Genomic DNA, 22,060 nt, shown 5'->3' with positions numbered 1-22,060 from the left:
GCTGACAGCCACTCAAGGGCGTGTACGTGTATCGATGGCCCCGATGGCGACAACCTGAAAACGGTTGTTTGAATGGTGGGGGCGCAGTACCGGTAAATACGATGCCAAAACGGCGCGCAGGTTCAAAGCAAATGACCGGTGACCCCGTTGCGGCAACTTCTCTCACATGGGTCAAGTCGGTGATTCAGCGCCATTTGCCGTTCCAGGTGATATTGGGGCATGCGTGGTGGCATTAATCAACGCATCAAGTCGCTGCGAGTTATAACGTTAAAATATGTCAAATAGTCAGGATCAAATGCCATGTAATGTGAAGCTGATATGTATCTGTACTGGATGGGGTTATGACTTCACAGGGTAAGCGGGTGGCTGGCATTGTGGAGACCTTCGATGATCTCGTTCTTGGTTATACCTTAAAGAAACTGACTGAGGTTTTTGAGCAACTGATGGCTGTTTCGAGATGCAATCATCCGGACAATATGGCTGGAATACTTGGAATGGGCCAAGTCAAAGCTGCAAGGAAAATTCCCGTCTGGCTAAAACGCGTGGGATGTAACACGCCCTTCCATGTTACTCATGTGTTGATCAGGCAAATGAATGACTCGCGTAACTTCAAGCAAGATCAGCGCCTTGAGGCGCAAGGCGTATTATTGGAAGCCTTGGTGGAGGCAGCATTGGCCATGGATGAGGCGAGTTATACGCAGGCCACTAACAAAGTTAGCGGCCCGTCAGCGGAAATTTGATTGGTTACTGGGGATTCAATATCGCTTGTACCGCAATTGCTGCAGGCTTGGGTTTACCATCCGACGTTACCAAACCAAAATTTCTCTCTCCGTCGTTACTCCCTGAGTCATTGTTTTTCCATTCGTAGATTGAAAACAACGGTACGTTCCGCTTTTTAATCTCTGTAATGAAATTTGTGATTTTTGATGCTTGGCCGGCTGTTCCTCCGGTGCCGCTGACTGACGGCACTCCCCATTCGGAAGCGACACCCGGTAACTTGAAGGTGTCCATGATGAAAGTCTGGGTGCGGTTGATTTCTGAGGTCGACACTCCATAGGGGTGATACGAAATCGCGTTCAGGCATTTTGGGTGGTCAGTGAGAATCCTGGTCAGGGCAATTGTGCTCATGGAGTCTTTGGTTGGCGCCTTTGCGAACCCGAAGCCGATGACTGGGGTTGAGGCGACGCGTTTATTCAATGAGTTACAGACTGCGCTCATGAAAGGAACAAATGTGGTCTCGAAGTTGCCGGTTGGCCAGTAGGTCGGCAGGTCCGGTTCGTTCCAGATTTCGATAGCCAAAAGCTGAGAGTGATAGGTTTTCTCCAAATCAATGACCGACTGGGCGAACGATTCTCCTGCAGTCGCGAGGTCGTGGCTGCCGTCGGTGGTGTTGCTGGTCAATGCTTTTAACGAGCGAACCGTCATCAGCACCGGCAAATTCGCGGAGCTTGCAGCGGTAAAGGCATTTTTTAGCTGGGTTTGGTATGCAGTGCTTCCCAGGCTGTTGGACCATACATCAAGGCGCACAAACGCGAAGCCGGCGGTCTTGATCTGTTGAGCGTCGGAAGTGGTGAAATTTTGAATCTTTACTTGAATGCCGATCGTTTTGTTGTCTTGTGTAAGTGCGGGAAAGGTTTCACTGGCGAAGGCAGTGCAAACTGCGTTGAGCAAGACAAAGCTTGAGGTTGCGAGCAATCTGGATTTTGTCCATTTCATGTCTGACTCTCCTGGCAAATATATAAGCTTCTCTTTTATATGGGGTGGTAGGAGGATGTTTGCTGTTCGGTTCCCCATATCACTGATTGATTACGGCTAAAAGTAAAAGTTCTTCAATGTTATTTTTTGTCGGGTTTTTGCCTTTTGGGGCGTTCTGGTTATTTTTGGTCCAGATATTCTCTTTGGGCGTTTTTTATAGGTCGTGGTATTTAATGCACCAGCATTGGCAATATTGAGCCATCTCTGAATGCGGGACCGATTCTGTCGGTTCACTCATGTCCCCGAAATACATTGGCCGAATCGACACAGCACGGGAAGAGTAGCCTTGTTCAGAAATATTCTTATTGTTTGCGTTGGCAACATTTGTCGAAGCCCTACTGCCGAACTGTTGCTTCGCGACGCGCTGGAATCTTCAGATATCGTAGTGAGTTCCGCAGGTCTGGCCGCGCGGGTGGGCGAGCCTATGGAGCCCGACGCTCGGCTCGTTCTTGAAGAGAAGGAAGTCGTTGTTGACGGTTTTAAAGCGCGGCAGATTACTCCAGACATTATTGATGAGTCAGACCTCATTCTGGTGATGGAGAACAAGCATGTAAAAGACGTGCTAGGTATCGCATCGCACGCGAGAGGTAAAGTGTTTCTTCTGGGGAAGTGGCAGAGTGAACGCGAAATAAAGGACCCGTATCGTCAAGGAAAAGCTGCTTTTGTCCATGCCCATGCATTGATTGAAGATGCTGTTTGCGCATGGGCGCAGCGCCTCGGACGTTGATGGATGATTTTTCAGATTAGCATTAATGGTAAAGAATATAACTTATGCAGTTACCGTCAGTAGTCAGCGACCGAGATAAAGATAGAGACGAGATTGATCTTCTTGGTTTGCTTGGCACATTGATTGATCATAAGTGGCTGATAGGTGCCATTACCGGAGCATTCATGGTGACCGGTGCGGCCTACTCGATATTGTCGTCGCCCGTGTATTTGGCAAACGCCCTGGTACAGGTCGAGCCGAAAAAGAACGACATGTTGGGCTTCTCGGATATCAGCAGCATGCTCGGTGGGCAATCCCCGGCGGCGACCGAGATTGGAATCATCAAGTCCCGTGCGGTCATTGGTAAAACCGTCGATGATCTGCGCCTGGATATTGTGACAACGCCCAAGACCTTTCCCATCGTGGGTGGTTTTATTGCCCGGCGCTATAAAAGTACCCCTGCGCAAAGTGTTTCGCCTCCGCTCTTCGGCTTGAACAGTTTCGCCTGGGGGGGCGAGCGCCTGGAAATCGAAAAGCTCACCCTGCCTGATGAGCTGTTGGGCGAAAAATTGACCCTGATTGCCGCAGAGCAGAACCGCTTCCAGCTCTATGATGAAGATGGCGGTTTGTTGGCCGATGGCACCACAGGCGCAACCGTCATGGAGAACGGGGTCGAGGTGCTCGTCGCGCACATGGACGCTAATCCTGGCGCTAAATTCGAAGTCGTTCGCAATCCACGAATTGTCACCATCCAGAATTACCAGGACGTCCTTGAAGTGTCCGAGCAAGGCAAGGAGTCGGGCATTATCAGCCTGGCGCTGGCCAGCACTGACTACGCCCTGGCGGTAAAGATTCTGAACAAAATTGCGTCGCTTTATGTAGAGCAGAACGTGCAGCGCACGTCTGCCGAGGCGGCCCAGAGTCTGGATTTCCTCCAGGCACAGCTCCCTCAGGTCAAAGAAGATCTAGCCAAGGCCAGCAATGCGCTGAACAGCTATCAAACCCGCGGAAATACAGTCAATATTTCACTCGAAACCAAGTCGGTTCTTGAGCAGATGGTGGTTTTGGATACGCGCATCTCCGATTTAAAACTGCAGCAAGCGGACCTGGATCGCAAGTTCACCCGAGAGCACCCGACCTACCGCGCCTTGATGGCTCAGTTAGGGGATTTGAACAAACAGCGCCACGGTTTGGAGAAGAAGGTCCAGGATCTTCCTGCAACACAACAGGAGCTGCTGAATCTCACTCGTGATGTGGAAGTGGCGACACAGATCTATACCCAGCTGCTGAATAAATCCCAGGAGCTGGACATCGTCAGGGCCGGGGCGGTCGGTAATGCACGCTTGATCGATACGGCCGATGTCGACATTACCTCGCCGGTAAAACCACGCAAAGCCTTGATCATTCTTGCTGCTACTCTCCTGGGTGGATTTGTCGGAGTTGCCTTGGTGTTGGTGCGTAAATCGTTGGGCCGAGGCATCGAAGGGCCGGACGCTATCGAGAAACTCGGGCTGCCGGTCTATGCGTCCATTCCATACAGCGTCCTGCAGCAGGAAGAAGACAGTAAAAAACTTCGGTTGGCCAATGGCGTCAACAGTCAGTCTTTCCTGCTGGCGCAGCGTAATCCCACTGACCTCTCAATCGAATCGATCCGCAGCTTGCGCACCTGTTTGCATTTTGCGGGGCTGGATGCGACCAATAACCGGATCATGATTTCCGGTCCTAGCCCGCAAGTGGGCAAGACGTTTGTTTCCTCTAACCTGGCCGCAGTCATTGCTCAAAGCGGGCAGAGGGTTGTATTGATTGATGCCGATATGCGCAAAGGTCATCTGCACAAGTCCCTCGCTACTCCAATCAGCAACGGTTTATCAGACCTTCTAACCAAGCGCTGCAGTATTGAGCAGGCAATCAATAAGCTCGAGGTTGATAACCTGCATTTCATCAGCCGTGGACAGGTACCGCCTAATCCATCAGAACTGTTGATGCATGCCAACTTCAGAGAGCTCCTGGCAGAGCTGAGTAAACTCTACGATGTAGTCATCATCGATACGCCACCGCTCCTGGCCGTTACAGATGCTGCAATCGTTGGGCGTGAAGCCGCCATTAATTTGATCGTGACTCGCTTTGGTGTGAACCCTGCCAAAGAGATCGAGCTGACAATTCGTCGGTTTGCGCAGAACGGGATCGAGTTGAAGGGCGCTATTTTCAATGGTGTCGAAAAGCGGGCGTCCAGCTACTACGGTAATGGCAGCTATGCCTATTACAACTACGAGTACGCTTCTGATAAATCCTGATGTGAACTCTATTTACCAGTCAGTTGGATTGAGAGTGGGTAGACCAAAACTACCCGCTCTCAGCGCTGTTTTGCCTGCGACTAAGTTCATGGAGAAAGGTGGATTATGAAAAAAATATTACACGTGGCGGAAACCATTAAAGGTGGCGTTGCGACGGTCATTCGTACGATATCGACTCCCCCTCAAGATGACGCTTCGCAGTACGAATTGGTTTATCTGGTTCCGCTCGACCAGAAGAAAGAACTACACGGGATCAATGAAGAAAACATCAGAACCTTTTCAAGAAAGAAGAGGGATGTGTTGTCCCTGTTGCGTTTTGCCTGGCAAATGACCCGTGTGATCTTCAAGGAAAAACCGGACGTCGTGCACTTGCACAGTACCTTCTCCGGTGTCATTGGTCGGTGTGTCTGTCTGGTTCTGCGCCCTTGGCGGTCGCCGAAAATTGTCTACTGCCCCCACGCTTTTTCGTTCTTGATGGAGGGTTCTCCAGTCAAACAGAAAGTGTATTCGCTGGTTGAGCGGCTTTTGCAGAAAGTGACGGATGTCATTATCTGCGTCAGTCAGTACGAGCTGGATAAAGCAGCATCATTTGGTATCGATCGTCACCGCATGAAGCTGATCTATAACGGCATTCACTACAAAAGTGATCAGGCCAGCTCGAGTGAGGGCGCGAATATTCAGCTCTTGTTTGTAGGTCGACTGGACTACCAGAAAGGCTTCGATGTGTTGCTGAAGGCTTTCACTGCAGTCGATCGAACTGACTTGAAGCTCACCGTCGTCGGCAGTGCTGTCAATGATGACTCCGTCGAGCGCCCCGATATTGACGCCGTGGAGTACTTGCCGTGGGTGACTCCCGCTGAAGTAAACGAATTATACAAAACGGCGGATGCCCTGATTGTGCCAAGTCGTTGGGAGGGCTTTGCCATGGTTCCCCTCGAAGGTATGGCCATGGGCGTGCCGGTGATTGCCAGTGACTGTACATCGCTTCCCGAGTTGGTGACGAACAACATTACCGGCTACCTGTTCTCGACGGGCGATCATCAGGGGCTTGCCAGCATATTGCTGAATCTCAAGAAGCAAACGCTGTTGGAACTCGGTACCGAAAGTCGTAATAAGGTGCGCGAACGCTTCAGCGCAACGTTGATGATTCGGCAAACCTATGACGCGTATTCTGTTTGAACTTGTTAAGTAGAAGCTCCGATATGAACGTAACTATTTTGCATGGCTACAGTGCGGCCGACTCGGGAGATGGTCTACTCGTGGATTTGGCAATAGACACGGTGCTGCGCAATTTTGGTGCTGCCTTCGATCACATTTTTCTGTCGAATGAAAATATCATCAAAGGGGTTGTTCGATGATATTTCGATTGTTGTTAAGAGGAACTGCACTAGGCGCAAAGTTTTTACTGGTGTTGGCCATCACTCATTATTTGGGTTATGAGGCATTGGGCTTCTACGGCGTTGTGATGGTCGCCCCTATACTGGCTTCAAAATTTTATAGCGTCGGGTTCAGCTCTGAAATCAATCGGCTGATCAGCATTGGGGGTAGCTCCCGGGTCGTCGTCGATAAAGTATTGTCCTTGTACCTGGCCGTAGGTTTGTTGTTTTCGGTGGTGACGGTCGCACTTTACTCACACTTCAGCGATGTAGAGGCGAGTGCTGGATTGATCGCCTGCGTCATGTTGCTCCTGATTACGGAGCATCTGTCCTTCGAATTGAACTCGTTTGTTTTTTCGGCACAAAAAGCCAACTGGGGAGCGTTGCTGTTCTTCATAAAAACCGGGCTCTGGGCGCTCATTGCTGTTGGAGGGCTGATGACTGGCGTGGTGTCCAGCGTCACCAGTGTTCTTTGGTTGTGGGTGATCAGCAACCTTCTGGTGATGGTGGCCGGGTACTTTATAGTGGTTGACGTGCATAAGGGGCGGGAAGTCAGGGTCGTTAACACGGCTTCTGTTTGGAGAGCCGGGCTGCCTTTTTATCTGGGTGACGGTTTGATCGCATTGTGTCAGTTCGCCGAGCGTTTTCTCATTGTGAAGCTTGAGCCCTACGACAGCCTTGGCAAGTATGTGTATTCCTGGTCCGCGGCTAACACCTTGCAGGCGCTGTCGTTTGCAGTGGTTGCCGTCATTGGCATTCCCGTTCTCGCCAAGCGTTACAAGAATCACCAACAGGCACTGACAGTCCGGGAGCTATTTTTCAATCAATGGGTGTTGCGATCCCTGGTAGTTTCCTTTGCGGTCGCGGTGCTGATTTATACCTTCTTCAATGTCGTGCTCGATTATGTGGACGTGGCGGTGCCGCGGCCGGATAACGGGATCTTGAGCATTCTGATTTTCTCGTTCGCCCTTCGAGCAGTCGGTGACATTGTCTGGGGAGGTCTTATCGCCTCTAAGAACAATCGGGTATCCCTGGCCAGTGCGGTGATATGCCTGATGATTTCAATGCCTGTCAGCTATGTCCTGATTAAACATTATTCAATTTATGGGGCCGCCTGGGGGAATGTTTTCTCGATTGTGGTGCAGCTCGTCGTTATTGCTTTGCTGGCCAGGTTCGCCCGGGCGAAGGGGGCCTTGTAATGGCTTTATCTCTGCCATCCATAGAGTTTCGCGGAAGAAAACTGGATTCGTCACTTTCATTCCTGATTTTGGCATGTGGTCTTTTTCTGTCCGTGGCAATGCCGCTGCTGGTTCACCGAGAACCCGGCCCGGATGCGATGACACTGTGGGGTTCATACGCTCGTGCAGACTACTGCAATTTCTGGAATCCCTTTTCGCCAGACCGGTCTTCCTACGATTGCACCGCTTATGTGCTGCGTCCCACCGGCATCAACCTGGACAATGCGTGGGCTTACGGGATGCTGTGCAATTTTTTTCTCACGTCTATCCCGATTTTCATCTTCAGAAGAATACCGCTGACGATTTTTCTGACCTTGTGCCTGTGGGGTGTGGTCAGGTCGTTCTTTCTCGATAACCTGACCAAGGAAATCATTGTCTCGGTGGCGATGATTACTATCCTGCTTTCTTCATTTTCGAAAGGGTACAGAGCGGGCTTTTTTCTTTCGGCGCTGTTTTATGGCGTATTGGTTCGACCCTATTGGATATTGTTTTCACTGGTCTGGGTCGGCGTGTGCGTCATTAAAAAGCATGTGTCGCGTTTCAGCTTTTTCCTGATGTTGTTCATGTTCTATCTGGCGATTGCGACGGCGATCCAGTTAGTGGCTGGCTATTCGGTTTCGTCCATTCGAGCCAATAGCAATGAGGAGCGCACGCTGGGCGAGGAGGGGTCAAAGTCACTGATCATCTCTTGGATCAACGGCGGTGATTTCGTTTCGCAGGCCGTGGATTCGATGAGCATATTTTTCAGGTTGTCTTTCCCTGCTGAGTTGATTCTTCTTTCCGGCTTGGGGCAGATCATCTTTGTGGTCCTGATGATAATGACCTCTTTGCTGATGTTCAAAATGATGACGTCGAGTTACTACAAGGGCGCAATCATCGAGCACAAAGTCAAAGAGCTTGTCGCTATCCCGCTGTCCTTTTTGATGGTGCAAGGTTTGTTCGAGCCCGACTTCGGCTCGTTTGCCCGACATTTCTCCATGGTGGTGCCGGTTCTGTTTGTAGGGCTGGGGTTACAGCTGCGCTCAAAAAAACCTGAGTTGGTTGAATCACGTGTCTTGAACTGAGGTTTGTGGTCTATGCAAAGCAAGAATAAGTCGTTGGAAATAGAAACGCTCAGAGGTCTGGCATGTCTGCTGTTGGTGCTCTACCACGTGATAGGGCCACTGGGCGGTGGATTGAAAATCGACCTGGGCTCGCCTTATCGAGTCCTGGCCGACTCGATGGTGTACGTCAGGATGCCGTTGTTCACCTTTATATCCGGCTATATCTATTCCATTTACAAAATCAGGGGCAATGACTTTTCGGCTTACTGCGTCGGCAAGGTAAGAAGGTTGATCGTGCCGCTGTTTTTTGTCGGCATTCCCTTTTCGGTGCTGCAGGCCTTCGCGCCCGGCGTTAACAAGGACCTGGGTCTGATCGATGCCTTGTTGTCGTTTTATGTGCCGGTCAACCATTTCTGGTTTTTGCAGGCAGTCTTCATCATTTTCATGTTTGTCGGCTTTCTTCAGTGGCGCGATCTGTTGCGCACACCCCTGCACCTGTATCTGCTGCTTTTGTTTTCAGCGGTTGTGTTTTTATTGCCGGAATTTCCCGTCGATGCGTTTGGCATCAATGGGGCCATCTATCTGCTGCCCTTCTTTGTCACGGGGATGATTTGCCAGGAGAACGTTGGCGCATTGAAACGAGCACTCGGAGTGATCGGGCCTGTCGTGTTCATCGTGATCTCGATTGCCTTGCTCTACATCGCCACGGTGGATCGCGAACTCATCGTCGATCGCAGGAGCCTTGTCGGATTGATCGTCGGTTGTGTGTCGTGTATCGCATTGTTGTCGAGTGACATGCGCTCAAGATTTCTGATCTGGCTCGGGGCGTATTCCTACGCGATATTTCTTTTCCACGTACTGTTTGCCGTCACGTGGCGGTTTGCCTTGGGTCGACTGGGGGTTACGGATCAAAGTGTCCTGGTCTTTGGCGGGCTGTTGTGCGGATTGTTGGGGCCGGTAGTGCTGGCGAATGTTTTCAGCCGCTTTACGGTGACGTCTGTCTTGTTTTTGGGCGAGCGTGCAGTTCGCAAACCCATCGCACAACCGGTGTTGAAGGCCTCTCAATCCTGAGTTGCGCCTAGCGGGGAAAGCCATGGTGTCTGTCGATGAGGTACGTCCCGCTCCGGTTCCGGTGATCGAAATCAAAAGTGCGCGCCAACGGCTCGCACAATGGGATGAACACAAAGGCCAGGTGTTGGCGATTTCGGTGATCGGCGACAGCTATAGCGCCGGCCAGGATTTTTATCTCAATCGCCTCACTCAGCGGTTGGCGAAAAATTTCGGCTTCGCCGGGCCGGGCTACATTGGTTTCAACCACGGTGCGGCACTGGGCAGTACCAACTACAAATACACCCGCAGCAGTGAAAAGTACTTCGGCGGAGATTGGGCCGTTTCCGCGCTTGGGCAAGCAAGTCCGGACAGTCGCACCCTTACCGGCAAAGCGGGGGCCTATCTTGAGGTCGATGCCAGCGCAACGCCTGCCATCAACACGTCCGTCGCCCATGCCAGATTACTTTACCTGGGCAATGGAGAGGTCAATGAGCTGCGGTATCGGTGGGCCGCGTCAGCTACGTGGCATGCGTTGGCGCTTACCGGTTCTGGCGTTCAAGCGGTAGACCTGAGCGACGTGCCGGCCAGCACTGATTGGGCATTGAGATTCGAGGTCGTAAAAGGTGCGCCCACGCTGTTCGGCTTGTGGATGGCCAGCGACGGGGGCGGCGTCAGGGTCTCCAAGCTCGCCGCGTCCGGCGCTGCTTCCGCCGATTTTTTTCAGCGTGACAGTCAATGGCAGACCCAGTGGAAAACGGCAGTTTCAAAGATTCCAGCGGATGTTTACCTGATTATGTTGGGTGGCAATGATCAGGGGTTCGGGGTGAGGCCCGAGGACTATCTGGAGAACATGAAAGGGTTGGTGCGGATGATTCGCGAGGTTCATCCGGCGGCCAGCATCAATGTCATCCTGCGTCAGGACACGACTCGATCCAGCGCCTATCCGATGTCGGACTATGCTCGCAAACTTGAACCCTGGGCACGCTCGCAGAGCATCGGGTACTGGAATCTGCAATGTGCGTTCGGCCCTGACTTCAAGCGCTATGCCAGCGATGGGCCGACACCAATGATCCGCCCCGATAAAATCCATCCCGTCCCGGGAACGGGCGGTCGGCTTATCGCGGATTTTTTCTATGGTTTGATTGTGGGCGAGATCAAGGACGGTTGCCCTGCAGCGATGCAGTGATTATTCACCGTCGAAGCAGCGTCATGCCGTTCTCGAAGTGTTGCAAATGGCTCAGCAGTTCTGCGGTTTTCAGCGGCATCAGATCGGGATCGCGACGTGTCTCGACATTGATGACGATCGCCGCGCCGCTACGGGGAAGGTGCACCCGGAATCGCCAATCATTGAAGATCACTTTGAGGCCGTCACGTTCGTCCACATCCAGGGATTGATGGGCGTACAGGTTTTTCAGGTAGGCCAGAAGCAGTCGCGGGTGGTTGATCCGGCAATGGATGTCGCCCGATGAAGGAAACACCCCGATGCGTTCTACCAGCAGGGTTGTGCCTGCGCTGTCGGCAGCTTCGCAGGAGAGCGACGGACTTTTTGACCGCCACGCCATCACTCCGAAGTTGTTCGCTTTCAGTTCTATCTCTACCGAGCTTTTGACTGTGTTCATAGTGGTGGCCTGGATGAAAGAATTGGACGAAGGCTCCGGAGCGGGAGCGGGGAGTGCGTTGCACCGTTTAGGTTAAAGGCCCTTGAGATACAGCTGTTCATAACAAAAGTTGGTCGCGTCGATGTAGCCTTCGGCGCTACCGCAATCAAAGCGCAGGCCATTGAATTTGTAGGCCAGCACGCAGCCGTTTTTCGCCTGCTTCAGGAGCGCATCGGTGATCTGGATTTCTCCGCCTTTGCCGGGTTGCGTGTCTGCGATCAGATCAAAGATGTCGGGGGTCAGGATGTATCGACCGATGATCGCCATGTTGGACGGTGCGTCTTCGGGAGCAGGTTTTTCAACCATGTTGTTGACCCGGTAGATGCCTTCGGAAATAAGGTCGCCGGCAATCACACCGTACTTGTGGGTCTGATCTCGGGGGACTTCCTGGATGGCCACGATCGAGCAGCGGAATTTTTTATAGAGCTGGATCATCTGCGCCAGCACGCCGTCGCCTTGCAAGTTCAGGCACAGGTCGTCGGCCAGTACCACGGCAAACGGTTCGTCACCGATCAAGGGACGGCCACTGAGAATGGCATGCCCCAGGCCTTTCATTTCGACCTGGCGGGTGTAGGCAAACGTGCAGGTTTCGATCAGCTCCCGGGTGCTGGCGAGAAACTTTTCCTTCTCGGTACCGCGAATCTGATGCTCCAGCTCATAACTGATATCGAAATGATCTTCCAGTGCACGCTTGCCCCGACCGGTAACGATCGCCATATGCTGGAGGCCGGCGTCCCGTGCCTCTTCAACGCCATATTGAATCAAGGGTTTGTTGACGATCGGCAGCATTTCCTTGGGCATGGCTTTTGTCGCCGGCAGGAAACGCGTGCCGTAGCCAGCGGCAGGGAACAAACATTTACGAATCATGGATATATCCTGAAAGTTATTATTCACAGTCACGAATAGTCGCTGGGGACAGTGGTTGTGAATGTCAGAGTATTGCAGTGCTTGTGCTTTAATACATTAAATGTTTGTGTGGTCGCAATTGTTGGTTGTGCTAATAGTGGTGAATGTTATTAGTTGTCTGGATTTGTATTGATTGGTTAGTTTTAGTCGGTGTCTGTTCGTAGTTTGGTGTTGGGTAAAGTGTTAATAAGTGCAAAGTTTCGGCGCGCTGATTATAAGTTTAAGTAAGGCGTCTGATACACGTTATTTAACACTCCAAATACCTTGTATGGACCACTCTATGAAAATTCTGGTAACGGGTGGAACCGGTTATATCGGTTCGCACACAACGCTTGCACTGCTTGAAGCAGGTTATGAAGTGGTTGTGCTGGATAACCTCAGCAACAGCTCGGACGCCTCATTGCATGCGGTGGAGGCCATCTGCGGGAAAACCGCGCTGGTGATCCATGGCGATGTCTGTGACCGAGCATTGCTGGACCGGATTTTTCAGGAACATGCGATTGATGCCGTGCTGCATTTCGCCGGACTCAAGGCCGTTGGCGAAAGCGTGCGCAAGCCGCTCGAGTATTACCAGGCGAATGTCAGCGGAAGCATTACGTTGTGCCAGGCGATGGACGCGGCTGGAGTCTTTCGACTGGTGTTCAGTTCATCGGCGACGGTTTACGGCGCGCCTGAGCAGATGCCGATCCGTGAAGATTTCCCTACGGGTACGCCCACCAATCCTTATGGGCAATCCAAGCTGATCATTGAAAACGTCTTGCAGGACCTGTGTGCTGCGGAACCGCGCTGGAGCATTGCGCTGCTGCGCTATTTCAACCCGATCGGGGCTCATCCCAGCGGGCTGATGGGGGAGGATCCCCGCGGTATTCCGAACAACCTGGTGCCTTATATCAGCCAGGTGGCCGTCGGCAGCCTGCAAGAACTGTCGATTTTTGGTGACGATTACCCAACGGTCGATGGCACTGGCGTGCGCGATTACATCCATGTTGTGGACTTGGCTGACGGACATCTCAAAGCATTGCAGGCGATCTCCGGGCGTACCGGGATCAATACCTGGAATCTGGGCACGGGAGATGGTTACAGCGTTTTGCAGGTGCTGCGGGCGTTTGAACAGGCGTCGGGTCGCCCGGTGCCTTATCGCGTGATGCCGCGACGTTCGGGCGATATTGCGGAGTGTTGGGCCGATCCATCCAAGGCTGCGCAGGAGTTGGGCTGGAAGGCTTCGCGGGATCTGCAGCAGATGATGATTGATACCTGGCGTTGGCAATCGAGTCATCCGGCGGGATATCAGGGCTGATGCTTCTCCGGTGCGAGTTACACGTTGTTCTGGCCTCAATTGTTATATCCAAAGGCGATGTTAAAGAACGTCGGGAAAATTGACTGGTCATGCGTTGGACAAGTCCGTACATATAAACACTGCCGTTCGACGTGTGTCAGTCATGCGGTGTTGGCGACGAATAACGGATTCGATTCGACACCCTGCGGCTTGATCATGTTCTGCAATTAACTGAGCACCTGGTATCAATCCAAAGAATCGAGCACCAGGGAGGAATTTGATATGAAAAGAATGATGGTAATAGCCTTATTGTCCATGATCAGCAGCTGGACAATCGCCGCAGAAGAACCACTCACGATGGATACCGCAGTGGTGGGTAGCGTGACTGCCACGGAGGCCATCCTGGCGGGTACAGCATTGGTTGCGGCTGCGGTTGCAGCATCCAACAGTGGCGGAAGTTCCAATGGTGGCACCGGAACTACCGGAACCACTGGCACTACCGGGACCACCGGTACAAGTAACTGATAAATCCCGCAGGTTTAATTCAAGGTTGCCCGGTCAAAGCCGGGTGATCTTGTTTTGGTTTGCCCTTGACTAGCGTAGTGCCATTATGAATCGCAGTTTTCCCTTTTTAATGCTGGCAAGTATTGCTTTGCAAGGTTGCATGTTTTCTCCAGGTCAACATTTGAGCACCAGTGATATTACTCGTGAGGGCTCCAGTGAAAGCAGTCGGGTCGAACTGATTCCGATTACCCCAAAACTCATCGCCATGGAAAGAGCCACACCCCTGCGTGAGTCATTGCCTGCGGAACTGCTGAAGGCTCCCGGCGAGTACCTCATCGGTAACAATGATGTGTTGTACATCACGGTATGGGATCACCCGGAGCTTACGGCCCCTTCCGGAGCGCAGCAGCAGATCGATGCGAACGGCCGCCTGGTGCGTTCCGATGGCACGTTGTATTACCCGTATATCAAAGAAATCCAGGCCGCCGGCAAGACCATCCAGCAACTGCGCTCCGATATCGCCGGAAGGTTGTCGACGTTCATTTCCGATCCGCAAGTGGATGTTGCCGTGCTGCGCTTCGCCAGCCAGAAAGTCGTGGTGTCGGGCGCCGTATTGAAGGCCGGTCCGCAGCCCATTTCCACCAATCCACTTACTGTGGTCGAAGCCTTGGGTTCCGCCGGCATTGACCCGCTCAACGCCGATCTGTCCGGGTTGCTGTTAACGCGCAACGGGCGTGTCTATACGCTCGATCTCGACGCGCTCAACCAACCGGACTCCGAGTTGCAGAAGGTCTACCTCCGGGGTGGTGACCAGTTGTACCTGCCGTACAACGACAACAAGAAGATTTATGTGATGGGGGAGGTCAACCAGCCACGTGCGTTGACGTTCAAGACCCGGACCATGAATTTGTCCGACGTCATCGGCTCGGTGGGCGGACTGAATCAGACCACTTCGAACGGCAACGCGGTGTACGTCATCAGGGGTGTCGAAAACCTCGATGTCGAACCGGCGAAAATCTTTCAGCTGCAAGCTGAGTCTCCTTCCGCGATGGCCCTCGCCACGCACTTCGATGTTCATCCCAAGGACATTGTTTACGTTGGGCCTGCCAACGTCACTCGCTGGAATCGCTTCATCAGTCAATTGGTGCCATCGGCTTCGATTCTCGGCATTGGCGCAGCCGCGCAAAACAACATGAGCGAAGCCAACAACCGATAAGGTCTGGTCCAACTGTGAGAACGTTGAATGTTAGCGTCTGCTTGATGGCGGCGTTGCTGTTGTGTGGATGCAATCCCCTGATGACGGCCACGCTGACTAACCTGAAAGGGGCGGTCAGCGGGCCCGACGAACTGGACGTGACGCCAGACCAGGTGGCTGCGATCCGGTATCCCCAGATCAAGTTGAGCACCCCTTCCGGCGAAGGGGTGTTGGCAATGGTGCGCCAGAGAGGCGATTTGCAGTATTGGGTCGCTTCCGGCAAGCAAGTGCTGTTGCTGCGCGACGGGCTTGCGGTGCGCAGCGTCGGCCTTGGCTTGGGCGGCGACCTGGACGGCACTCGTTTTACCGCCGTTTCACCCTTCAAGCAAGGGCTCCACCGGTTGCCCGATGGCTACAGCAGCCAGCGCTTTATCGATCTTTATCAAGGCTATGAAACGGGTGTGGTGTTGAACAGCCGCTTTACGCGCCAGCCCATGGAAACAATCAGGATTCTGGACAAGGAATACGCTTTGCTGCGTGTCGATGAGCATATTGATGCACCGGCTATTGGCCTGCACGCGACCAATCATTACTGGGTCAATCCGGACAACGGTTTCATCCTGCAGAGTGAGCAACAGCTGACGAAGCAACTGCGGGTGAAGATCGTTCGGTTAACCGCTGAACGTGAGGTTGTCCGTTGAAGTTTTCCGCCGTGTTATGGACGAGCCTGCTGTTGATTAGCAGCAGTGTGAGTGCGGCAGCGGTTTCCGTCAGTGGTGATGTGCGCAACTCCGGGGCGGTCGACCTGCCATCCGGGGCGCGCGTACTGGACGTGATCCGCTCCGCGCAACCCAATCCTGAAAGCTACTGGCTGGCCGCCGCCTGGTTACGCCAGCCATTGCTCGACGAGCAGACTCGGCTCAAGGCCGGTGTCCTGTTCGATTTGAAGGTACTGCAACGAACCGCTTTGCTCTTCGAACAAACCCAACGGGCTGCATTGGCGTTGCGGATGTACGAGCAAGTCAGCCGCATGCCAGTCACGGGACGCGAGGTTGCCATTCTGGACCCGGTCGCAATCGAGGTCGGGTTCGCGCGCAACTTCCGCCTCGATGACGGCGACAGCCTGATCTATCCGTCGCGACCCAGTGTGGTCGAGGTATTGGGCGCAGTGGCAGAACCGTGCCGGCTCGAACATCGCGCCATGCAACAGGCGCGGGAATACCTGCAGTCGTGTGCACCGCTGGCCGACGCGGATACCGATTACCTCTGGCTCATTCAGCCCGATGGCGTCACCCGACGTGTCGGCATTGCTCCTTGGAATCGCGAGAGCGGCCAGGTGCCTGCCGCCGGCAGCAAAATCCTGGTTCCCGTCAGAACCGATGATCTAAATCCGCCCATACCTGAACTGAATCAGCAGTTGGCTGAATTTCTTGCCACACAACTGGCTGAGGTGGTTCCTTGAGTTTACGTTTTGCAGCCGTGTTGTTATTGCCCTGTGGTCTGGCGCATGCCGAGCCACGCTTCACTCAAAATGATTTCGGCGGAGTGGGCCTGTTGCAGACGCCGACGGCGCGGATGGCCCCTGCGGGTGAGTTGAGCGTGAATGCCAGTCGCACAGACCCGTACAGTCGCTACAGCATTTCTCTGCAGCCTTTCGATTGGCTCGAAGGCTCGTTTCGTTACACCGCGATCACCAATCGCAAGTACGGCCCCGAGTCGCTCAGTGGCGACCAGAGCTATAAAGACAAGGCCGTGGACGTCAAGGTGCGCCTGTGGCAAGAAAGCCACTGGGCTCCCGAGCTGGCGTTGGGTTTCCGCGACGTGGGGGGGACCGGTCTGTTCTCCAGCGAATTCCTGGTTGCCAACAAACGCTATGACGACTTCGATTTCAGCGCCGGCGTGGCCTGGGGTTACCTGGGCAACCGGGGCGATTTCGATAACCCGGCCGGTTGGGTCGACGATCGTTTCAAGACCCGGCCAGACAGCGACGGAACCGGTGACGTCAATACCAATGCCTATTTTCGCGGACGACCTTCACTGTTTGGCGGCGTGAGCTACCAGACGCCGTGGGACCCGCTCAGCCTCAAACTCGAATATGAAGGCAACGATTACAAGAATGAGCCGAAGGATAATCAGATCAAGCAGGACTCGCCGATCAACATCGGCGCGGTTTTCAAGCTGACTGATTCGGTGGACCTCAGCGCAGGTTGGGAGCGCGGCAACACCGCGATGTTCGGCATCACGTTGCACACCAACTTCGTCAGCCGCAAGGCGCCGGCCAAGACCTACGACCCACCGGCAGAACGGCTTCCCGCACAGGCTCCCGCTACCGCGCCAGACCAGGTCAACTGGGCCGATGTGTCCCGTCGGTTGCAGAAAAATGCCGGCTACAACGTCGAACGAATCACCCAGCGTGGTCCGGAGTTGTTTGTATACGGCGAGCAGACGAATTATTTCCACTCGGCAAAAGCCGTCGGCCGCGCCAGCCGGATTCTGGACAACAGCGTCAACGACGACATCGACTGGTTCACTTTGGTGAACAAGCGCTACGACATGCCTTTGGAAGAAACCAGCGTACCGCGCCAGACATTCCGCGAAGTGGTCAACAATGAGGAGCCGCTGCAAAGTCTGCACCGCACGACGGAGGTCAATGCCGCGATGCCGCATGCGGAAACGACGCTATACACGCAGGCGCGCGATCCGTTCAACTATGGCATCGGGTTGGGCTACAAACAGAATATCGGTGGTCCTGACGGGTTGCTTTATCAATTGACTGCCGATGCGGATGCCGAGTATCGCTTCACGCGCAATACCTGGTGGAGCGGCCTGCTCAGTGTCAATCTGGTGAACAACTACGACCACTTTACCTACGACGCACCCAGTGGTTTGCCGCGAGTGCGCACTGACCTGCGCGAGTATCTGACGACGTCCGACGTGACCATGCCGACCTTCCAGTTAAACCATGCCAAACAGTTGGATAAGGATTTGTATGGGATGGTTTACGGCGGTTATCTGGAATCGATGTTTGCCGGTGTCGGTGGTGAAGTGTTGTTCCGTCCGGCGGGGCAGCGTTGGTCTGTCGGTGCGGACCTGAACTTTGTTCGCCAACGCAATTTTGACCAGGGTTTCGGCCTGCGTGACTACTCGACCGTTACCGGCCACGTCACAGGCTATACCGACTTGCCTTTCGATACCCAAGCGGCTGTGAGCGTCGGGCGTTACCTGGCGCGGGACTGGGGAGGCACGGTCGACCTGTCACGGGAATTTGCCAATGGTGTGCGATTTGGCGCCTGGGTCACACTGACCACCGCGACCAGTGCGGAGTACGGCGAAGGCAGTTTCGACAAGGGTATTTACATGTCCATTCCGTTCGACGAGATGATGAGCATGTCGACCATGCGCCGCGCCAACATCGTCTGGTCGCCATTGACCCGCGATGGTGGTGCGAGACTCAATCGCAGTTACTCGTTGCAGGCGATGACCGACAGCCGTGACAGTGATCTGTTCTATCGCAACTTTGAGAAAATCACTGAGTGACCACAGGCGATCTACAGGGCGACAAGCGCTGTAGATCGCTTCACGTTCTACCGCAAGCGAACGTGTGTTAGGTGGTTGTACCGTGAGCAGCTAACATCGCAGCGCTCGTTGCGATTCCCACCCCTTGGAACACCCCTCGACCGACCGTACCGCGAAGCTGAAACGAACTCCGGGGTGTTTTGACGCGACAGGTTGATGAGGGGCAGAACCCGAATCTTGCCCACGAAAAAGGGGACTTGCGTCCCCTTGATGTTTGCCTGCGCCTGACTATCCAGCCATCAGTAGATGTCTTTAGACAGCAAGGTGAAGGGCGTCTTTACCAGGATCTTCAGATCCAGCCACAGCGACCAGTTGTTGATGTACTTGAGGTCGATCTCGACGCGTTTCTGCATCTTGTCGATGGTGTCGGTTTCGCCGCGGCAACCGTTGATTTGAGCCAGCCCGGTGATACCCGGTTTGATTCGGTGGCGGGCCATATAGGCGAGAATCTTGCCGGAGTAGTAGTCATTGTGCGCAATGGCGTGCGGACGTGGCCCGACGAGGGCCATATGGCCTTGCAACACGTTGAACAGCTGCGGCAGTTCATCGATTGAGGTTCGACGGATAAAGCGCCCGACGGCTGTTATCCGTGAGTCATTTCGACTGGCCTGTTTGACTTCCGCATCGTCGTGAACGCGCATCGAACGGAACTTCCAGACCTGGATAACCTTGCCGTTCCAGCCATGCCGATCCTGTTTGAAAAACACCGGACCGTGAGAGGTGAGCTTGACGGCCAGACCGATGGCCAACAGCAGCGGGCTTAGAACGACAATCGCCATCAACGCCACGCATTTATCGAGCAGGCTTTTACTCAGTGCGGCGGTGGGTTGGCTGGTCAGCGGGCTTTCATTCAGATGGATTGCCGGAAGACCGTCCACATCACTGACCGAGTGATTGAGCAGGGTCAGGCTGTTCAAGTCCGGGACCCACACCACATCTACGTGGGCATCCAGCAAATCGCCATACATGGCTTCGATTTGTACCGCTTCACTCAAGGGCAGTGTGATGTACAGGCGTCGAATGTCATGGATTTTGATCAGCTCCAACAATTCCTCTTGCGGGCCTACGATGGGTGGTGCACTCGCCGCCAATCGGGAGGTGGCATCGGAGCTGACCAGACCGACCAGTGGGAAATGCTCGAGGGTGCGAAGCTTGTTGGCCAATCCCAATGCCAGCTCACCAGTTCCGACGATCAGCGTTCTACGCTCTCTTTGAAGTGACCGTTGGTAGTACTTCGAAAAACCCTGCAGAGGAACGTACAACAGCGCTTGTCCAACATAACTGCCGATAGCCCAAACCAGAATGATCTGGCGGGAAAACAGTTCATTGGCCTTACAAAGGAAGGCAACAATAGCCAGTGCCGCCAACGTCATTGACCAACCCATCAACAGCCTGATCAACCCCTCCAGGTAATTGTCTTTCTTGGCATAGACACCACACCATGTATAAGCGGGAACCGATGCAAGTACGGTCAATGTTGCGCATACTCGATAATAAAACTCTACCGCTCCTGTTTGGTAATAAACCAATGAAAGTAACAGGGCAACAGCAAAGCCCTGGCCAACTACCCACTGTCCCCAGAAGGTCAATCCTTTGAGAGTGGTATTTCGATTGATACGAAGACTGTTAACCATGCGATATCCCCAAAATACGTCCATTTGCGTGTCGACAGACAAGAGCTAAGTTGATCTGGCAGCGTTATTATTCTTATAAGAGGGCCATGCGTTGACGAGCTGAAACGCCAAGGGGCGGCGCTGTCGTCAGTCAATAGATTAAGTTATCGGTGCGATGGCTGTCTGACGACTTCTAACGAAGAGTTAGTGTCGAAGTCCAATATGGCGGGGAGGCAGGGTGTGTTAGAAAAGGTCGATAATTGTGAAGGTTGGGGGCGTATCTTAAGGGAGGGAGTAGCAGGTAACAAAGTTGGAGGGTGTGCGTTTTTTATTTTTGTAGCGCACTGCCGTTGTGACCGTGTTAATTGCTCAGGTCAGGCTTTTCCCGCGTACAATTTTTTGTATCAGGCAATATCCACGGTTTCTGACTGCACGGAAAAGACGTTCGCCATTTGTGGCGCTTTTGAATTTTTCCTGTAGTCGGCTCAGGCACATTTCGAGACCGCGATAGTGTTCGGGCTCTCTGCCGATACTGCGGATAAGATCGTCTTTGCTGACCACGCGATCATCATGGTGCAGCATCTTCTTGAGTAATGTGGCCTCCAGGCCAGTCAAGACAATCTCAATGTCATCCTTGATCAACGCGCCACTGCCATTACTGAATCGCCAGGTTTCAGCCAGAGTAGTGCGCGATTCGACCAGGTTGGAGGGGAAATCCCTGGCGGCGTCCTTGGGTTCAATTGCGATAGAGGTGATACTGTTAATTAGAGGGCTGGATTGAGCGGCTTGCCACTCGGACTTGAATGTCGAAAGAATGCGCTGTGTATCATGCTTGATAACAGGCGAGATCATTCTGTCCACGTGCGGGAAAATAAACTCCATAAGTTTAGGGGCGGAGGAAGGTGGGGCCACGCCTTCTACAAACATCTTGGCTTGCGACGTACCGAACGAGTTATATCGCTTGCTGGAGAGTAGTGTCTCCAGTTCCAACTGTAGCGCGGGGCTGTGAGTGACTACTACAAAGTATTTTCTCGGGAGGTTTGTACTGCTTTCCATGTCTCTCTCCTGAATTGCACGCCTGGGTATTGGTTTAAAGGTTGTCGGCAGGGGAGTAATGGCTCCCTTGGAAATAATCGAAGGGCAAGGCTCGCGCCAATACATGGCTTGCAGCATGCTCTACTCTGTCCGCTATAAAGCTGACTTTGGTATTGTGAGCCTGCAGGGTCATACGCTCGTAGAGTCGATTGAATAGTTCCGGGTTGCCCGTGAGCTTGAGGCTCAAGTCTAAGGTGGAAACAGAGATCTTTATATAGTCGAATAGATTCAGGGTTGTAAAGATCTCGATACTTTCGTCGTGAATGTTGAAGCCGTCGAATGCGATTTCGATACCGTGATCTTTCAATAGATACACGTTATGGATGATTTTCTTTTTGTCGGTAAAGTTGACCGCCGGAAAAGGTAGCTCATTGAGTGCGACCACCAGTGTCTGACCAAAGCCGCGCAGGGCCTCGTTGCACTGGATCAGCTCTTCGGTGAGGGCAGCATTGATGAGCGCTGACTGTTCGATACAAACAAATCGGCGACTCAAATACTTGTTTTCGCTAGAGGCGTTGCGCTCTTTTAATGAGAAGGCAATCAGCCGAGTGTGCATCAGCGCTTCACTGTAGATGCTGCTCATCTGATGCGTTGCTGGTGCGTAAGATGCAAGAGTGGACAGGAACTGGCTGTCGTCGGTTTTTACTCTGATCTCGCTGCCAAATGGGCGGTCATCGCGTGTAAGAATCAGTTGCCGAGACAAATACTGATTCGCACGGTCGAAGCGAGGCACGCATTCGGTTGCGTTCATAATGCAATAACTCCGTTGCATAAA

21 protein-coding genes are annotated in these 22,060 nt (G+C 53.3%); 15 read left to right on the top strand and 6 right to left on the bottom strand.

Annotated elements, in window-relative coordinates; translation table 11 throughout:
* Positions 1-341: 341 nt before the first annotated feature.
* On the top strand, positions 342-740 hold the full coding sequence (locus ACW9JC_RS02495) for a hypothetical protein (protein ID WP_457453383.1): 399 nt from the start codon (positions 342-344) through the stop codon (positions 738-740).
* A 4-nt stretch (positions 741-744) separates the two neighbouring features.
* On the opposite strand, the gene ACW9JC_RS02490 is transcribed toward ACW9JC_RS02495, so the two are convergent.
* Entirely contained in the window at positions 745-1,716 is a 972-nt protein-coding gene (locus tag ACW9JC_RS02490) for a glycosyl hydrolase family 5 (RefSeq protein WP_457453381.1), read from the bottom strand.
* A 325-nt stretch (positions 1,717-2,041) separates the two neighbouring features.
* On the opposite strand from ACW9JC_RS02490, the gene ACW9JC_RS02485 reads away from it, so the two are divergent.
* The 8 genes from ACW9JC_RS02485 (at position 2,042) to ACW9JC_RS02450 (ending at position 10,648) form a co-directional block, all read left to right on the top strand.
* A complete protein-coding gene (locus ACW9JC_RS02485) occupies positions 2,042-2,482 on the top strand; it encodes a low molecular weight protein-tyrosine-phosphatase (protein WP_457453380.1) in 441 nt (146 codons plus the stop codon).
* A gap of 44 nt (positions 2,483-2,526) precedes the next feature.
* Positions 2,527-4,755: a polysaccharide biosynthesis tyrosine autokinase gene (locus tag ACW9JC_RS02480; RefSeq protein ID WP_457453378.1), complete on the top strand. Its 2,229-nt coding sequence runs from the start codon at positions 2,527-2,529 to the stop codon at positions 4,753-4,755.
* 105 nt (positions 4,756-4,860) lie between these two features.
* Positions 4,861-5,934: a glycosyltransferase gene (locus ACW9JC_RS02475; protein ID WP_457453377.1), complete on the top strand. Its 1,074-nt coding sequence runs from the start codon at positions 4,861-4,863 to the stop codon at positions 5,932-5,934.
* A gap of 23 nt (positions 5,935-5,957) precedes the next feature.
* Positions 5,958-6,113, top strand: a complete 156-nt coding sequence (locus tag ACW9JC_RS02470) for a hypothetical protein (RefSeq protein ID WP_457453375.1) — start codon at positions 5,958-5,960, stop codon at positions 6,111-6,113.
* The gene (locus tag ACW9JC_RS02465) at positions 6,110-7,330 is read left to right on the top strand and encodes a phosphoribosylaminoimidazole carboxylase (protein WP_457453373.1); all 1,221 of its coding nucleotides are present in this window, start codon (positions 6,110-6,112) and stop codon (positions 7,328-7,330) included. Before ACW9JC_RS02470 ends, ACW9JC_RS02465 begins: the two co-directional genes overlap by 4 nt.
* Complete coding sequence (locus tag ACW9JC_RS02460) at positions 7,330-8,433, top strand: hypothetical protein (protein ID WP_457453371.1); 1,104 nt, start codon at positions 7,330-7,332, stop codon at positions 8,431-8,433. Before ACW9JC_RS02465 ends, ACW9JC_RS02460 begins: the two co-directional genes overlap by 1 nt.
* A 12-nt stretch (positions 8,434-8,445) precedes the next feature.
* Entirely contained in the window at positions 8,446-9,483 is a 1,038-nt protein-coding gene (locus tag ACW9JC_RS02455; RefSeq protein WP_457453370.1) for an acyltransferase family protein, read from the top strand.
* A 22-nt stretch (positions 9,484-9,505) separates the two neighbouring features.
* Entirely contained in the window at positions 9,506-10,648 is a 1,143-nt protein-coding gene (locus ACW9JC_RS02450; protein WP_457453369.1) for an SGNH/GDSL hydrolase family protein, read from the top strand.
* A gap of 4 nt (positions 10,649-10,652) precedes the next feature.
* Here the strand turns inward: ACW9JC_RS02450 and ACW9JC_RS02445 are convergent, their stop codons facing one another.
* Together ACW9JC_RS02445 and galU are read right to left on the bottom strand one after the other, a co-directional pair.
* Entirely contained in the window at positions 10,653-11,081 is a 429-nt protein-coding gene (locus ACW9JC_RS02445; protein WP_338585675.1) for a phosphohexomutase domain-containing protein, read from the bottom strand.
* Positions 11,082-11,153: 72 nt separating this feature from the next.
* Positions 11,154-11,987 (bottom strand): UTP--glucose-1-phosphate uridylyltransferase GalU, encoded by an 834-nt coding sequence (gene galU / locus ACW9JC_RS02440; protein WP_338585676.1) that lies wholly within the window; start codon positions 11,985-11,987, stop codon positions 11,154-11,156.
* A gap of 319 nt (positions 11,988-12,306) precedes the next feature.
* On the opposite strand from galU, the gene galE reads away from it, so the two are divergent.
* The 6 genes from galE (at position 12,307) to ACW9JC_RS02410 (ending at position 18,538) form a co-directional block, all read left to right on the top strand.
* Complete coding sequence (gene galE / locus ACW9JC_RS02435; RefSeq protein ID WP_457453396.1) at positions 12,307-13,323, top strand: UDP-glucose 4-epimerase GalE; 1,017 nt, start codon at positions 12,307-12,309, stop codon at positions 13,321-13,323.
* 261 nt (positions 13,324-13,584) lie between these two features.
* Entirely contained in the window at positions 13,585-13,827 is a 243-nt protein-coding gene (locus ACW9JC_RS02430) for a hypothetical protein (protein ID WP_457453366.1), read from the top strand.
* Between the two features lie 85 nt (positions 13,828-13,912).
* Entirely contained in the window at positions 13,913-15,022 is a 1,110-nt protein-coding gene (locus ACW9JC_RS02425) for a polysaccharide biosynthesis/export family protein (RefSeq protein WP_457453365.1), read from the top strand.
* Between the two features lie 14 nt (positions 15,023-15,036).
* A complete protein-coding gene (locus tag ACW9JC_RS02420) occupies positions 15,037-15,702 on the top strand; it encodes a YjbF family lipoprotein (RefSeq protein WP_457453363.1) in 666 nt (221 codons plus the stop codon).
* Complete coding sequence (locus ACW9JC_RS02415; RefSeq protein WP_457453362.1) at positions 15,699-16,463, top strand: capsule biosynthesis GfcC family protein; 765 nt, start codon at positions 15,699-15,701, stop codon at positions 16,461-16,463. The genes ACW9JC_RS02420 and ACW9JC_RS02415 overlap by 4 nt, the downstream gene beginning before the upstream one ends.
* Positions 16,460-18,538, top strand: coding sequence for a YjbH domain-containing protein (locus tag ACW9JC_RS02410; protein WP_457453361.1), 2,079 nt, complete (start codon positions 16,460-16,462; stop codon positions 18,536-18,538). The genes ACW9JC_RS02415 and ACW9JC_RS02410 overlap by 4 nt, the downstream gene beginning before the upstream one ends.
* Before the next feature lie 278 nt (positions 18,539-18,816).
* Here ACW9JC_RS02410 and ACW9JC_RS02405 read toward each other — a convergent pair whose 3' ends face one another.
* The 3 genes from ACW9JC_RS02405 to ACW9JC_RS02395 form a co-directional block, all read right to left on the bottom strand.
* Complete coding sequence (locus ACW9JC_RS02405) at positions 18,817-20,211, bottom strand: undecaprenyl-phosphate glucose phosphotransferase (RefSeq protein ID WP_457453360.1); 1,395 nt, start codon at positions 20,209-20,211, stop codon at positions 18,817-18,819.
* Between the two features lie 348 nt (positions 20,212-20,559).
* On the bottom strand, positions 20,560-21,246 hold the full coding sequence (locus tag ACW9JC_RS02400; protein WP_457453359.1) for a winged helix-turn-helix domain-containing protein: 687 nt from the start codon (positions 21,244-21,246) through the stop codon (positions 20,560-20,562).
* 34 nt (positions 21,247-21,280) lie between these two features.
* Positions 21,281-22,036, bottom strand: coding sequence for an EAL domain-containing protein (locus ACW9JC_RS02395; protein ID WP_416128930.1), 756 nt, complete (start codon positions 22,034-22,036; stop codon positions 21,281-21,283).
* Between the last annotated feature and the right edge of the window lie 24 nt (positions 22,037-22,060).

The organism is Pseudomonas sp. SDO5591_S426, assembly GCF_054070755.1.
This window is presented reverse-complemented; position numbering and strand designations above follow the sequence as displayed.

Bases quoted from the DNA above. Each gene is read 5' to 3' on its own strand.
- ACW9JC_RS02445 (WP_338585675.1), bottom strand. From the start codon at position 11,081: ATGAACACAGTCAAAAGCTCGGTAGAGATAGAACTGAAAGCGAACAAC.
- ACW9JC_RS02465 (WP_457453373.1), top strand. From the start codon at position 6,110: ATGATATTTCGATTGTTGTTAAGAGGAACTGCACTAGGCGCAAAGTTT.
- galU (WP_338585676.1), bottom strand. From the start codon at position 11,987: ATGATTCGTAAATGTTTGTTCCCTGCCGCTGGCTACGGCACGCGTTTC.
- ACW9JC_RS02425 (WP_457453365.1), top strand. From the start codon at position 13,913: ATGAATCGCAGTTTTCCCTTTTTAATGCTGGCAAGTATTGCTTTGCAA.
- ACW9JC_RS02430 (WP_457453366.1), top strand. From the start codon at position 13,585: ATGAAAAGAATGATGGTAATAGCCTTATTGTCCATGATCAGCAGCTGG.
- ACW9JC_RS02470 (WP_457453375.1), top strand. From the start codon at position 5,958: ATGAACGTAACTATTTTGCATGGCTACAGTGCGGCCGACTCGGGAGAT.
- ACW9JC_RS02475 (WP_457453377.1), top strand. From the start codon at position 4,861: ATGAAAAAAATATTACACGTGGCGGAAACCATTAAAGGTGGCGTTGCG.
- ACW9JC_RS02400 (WP_457453359.1), bottom strand. From the start codon at position 21,246: ATGGAAAGCAGTACAAACCTCCCGAGAAAATACTTTGTAGTAGTCACT.
- ACW9JC_RS02490 (WP_457453381.1), bottom strand. From the start codon at position 1,716: ATGAAATGGACAAAATCCAGATTGCTCGCAACCTCAAGCTTTGTCTTG.
- ACW9JC_RS02495 (WP_457453383.1), top strand. From the start codon at position 342: ATGACTTCACAGGGTAAGCGGGTGGCTGGCATTGTGGAGACCTTCGAT.
- ACW9JC_RS02450 (WP_457453369.1), top strand. From the start codon at position 9,506: ATGGTGTCTGTCGATGAGGTACGTCCCGCTCCGGTTCCGGTGATCGAA.
- ACW9JC_RS02395 (WP_416128930.1), bottom strand. From the start codon at position 22,036: ATGAACGCAACCGAATGCGTGCCTCGCTTCGACCGTGCGAATCAGTAT.
- ACW9JC_RS02405 (WP_457453360.1), bottom strand. From the start codon at position 20,211: ATGGTTAACAGTCTTCGTATCAATCGAAATACCACTCTCAAAGGATTG.
- galE (WP_457453396.1), top strand. From the start codon at position 12,307: ATGAAAATTCTGGTAACGGGTGGAACCGGTTATATCGGTTCGCACACA.
- ACW9JC_RS02460 (WP_457453371.1), top strand. From the start codon at position 7,330: ATGGCTTTATCTCTGCCATCCATAGAGTTTCGCGGAAGAAAACTGGAT.
- ACW9JC_RS02455 (WP_457453370.1), top strand. From the start codon at position 8,446: ATGCAAAGCAAGAATAAGTCGTTGGAAATAGAAACGCTCAGAGGTCTG.
- ACW9JC_RS02480 (WP_457453378.1), top strand. From the start codon at position 2,527: ATGCAGTTACCGTCAGTAGTCAGCGACCGAGATAAAGATAGAGACGAG.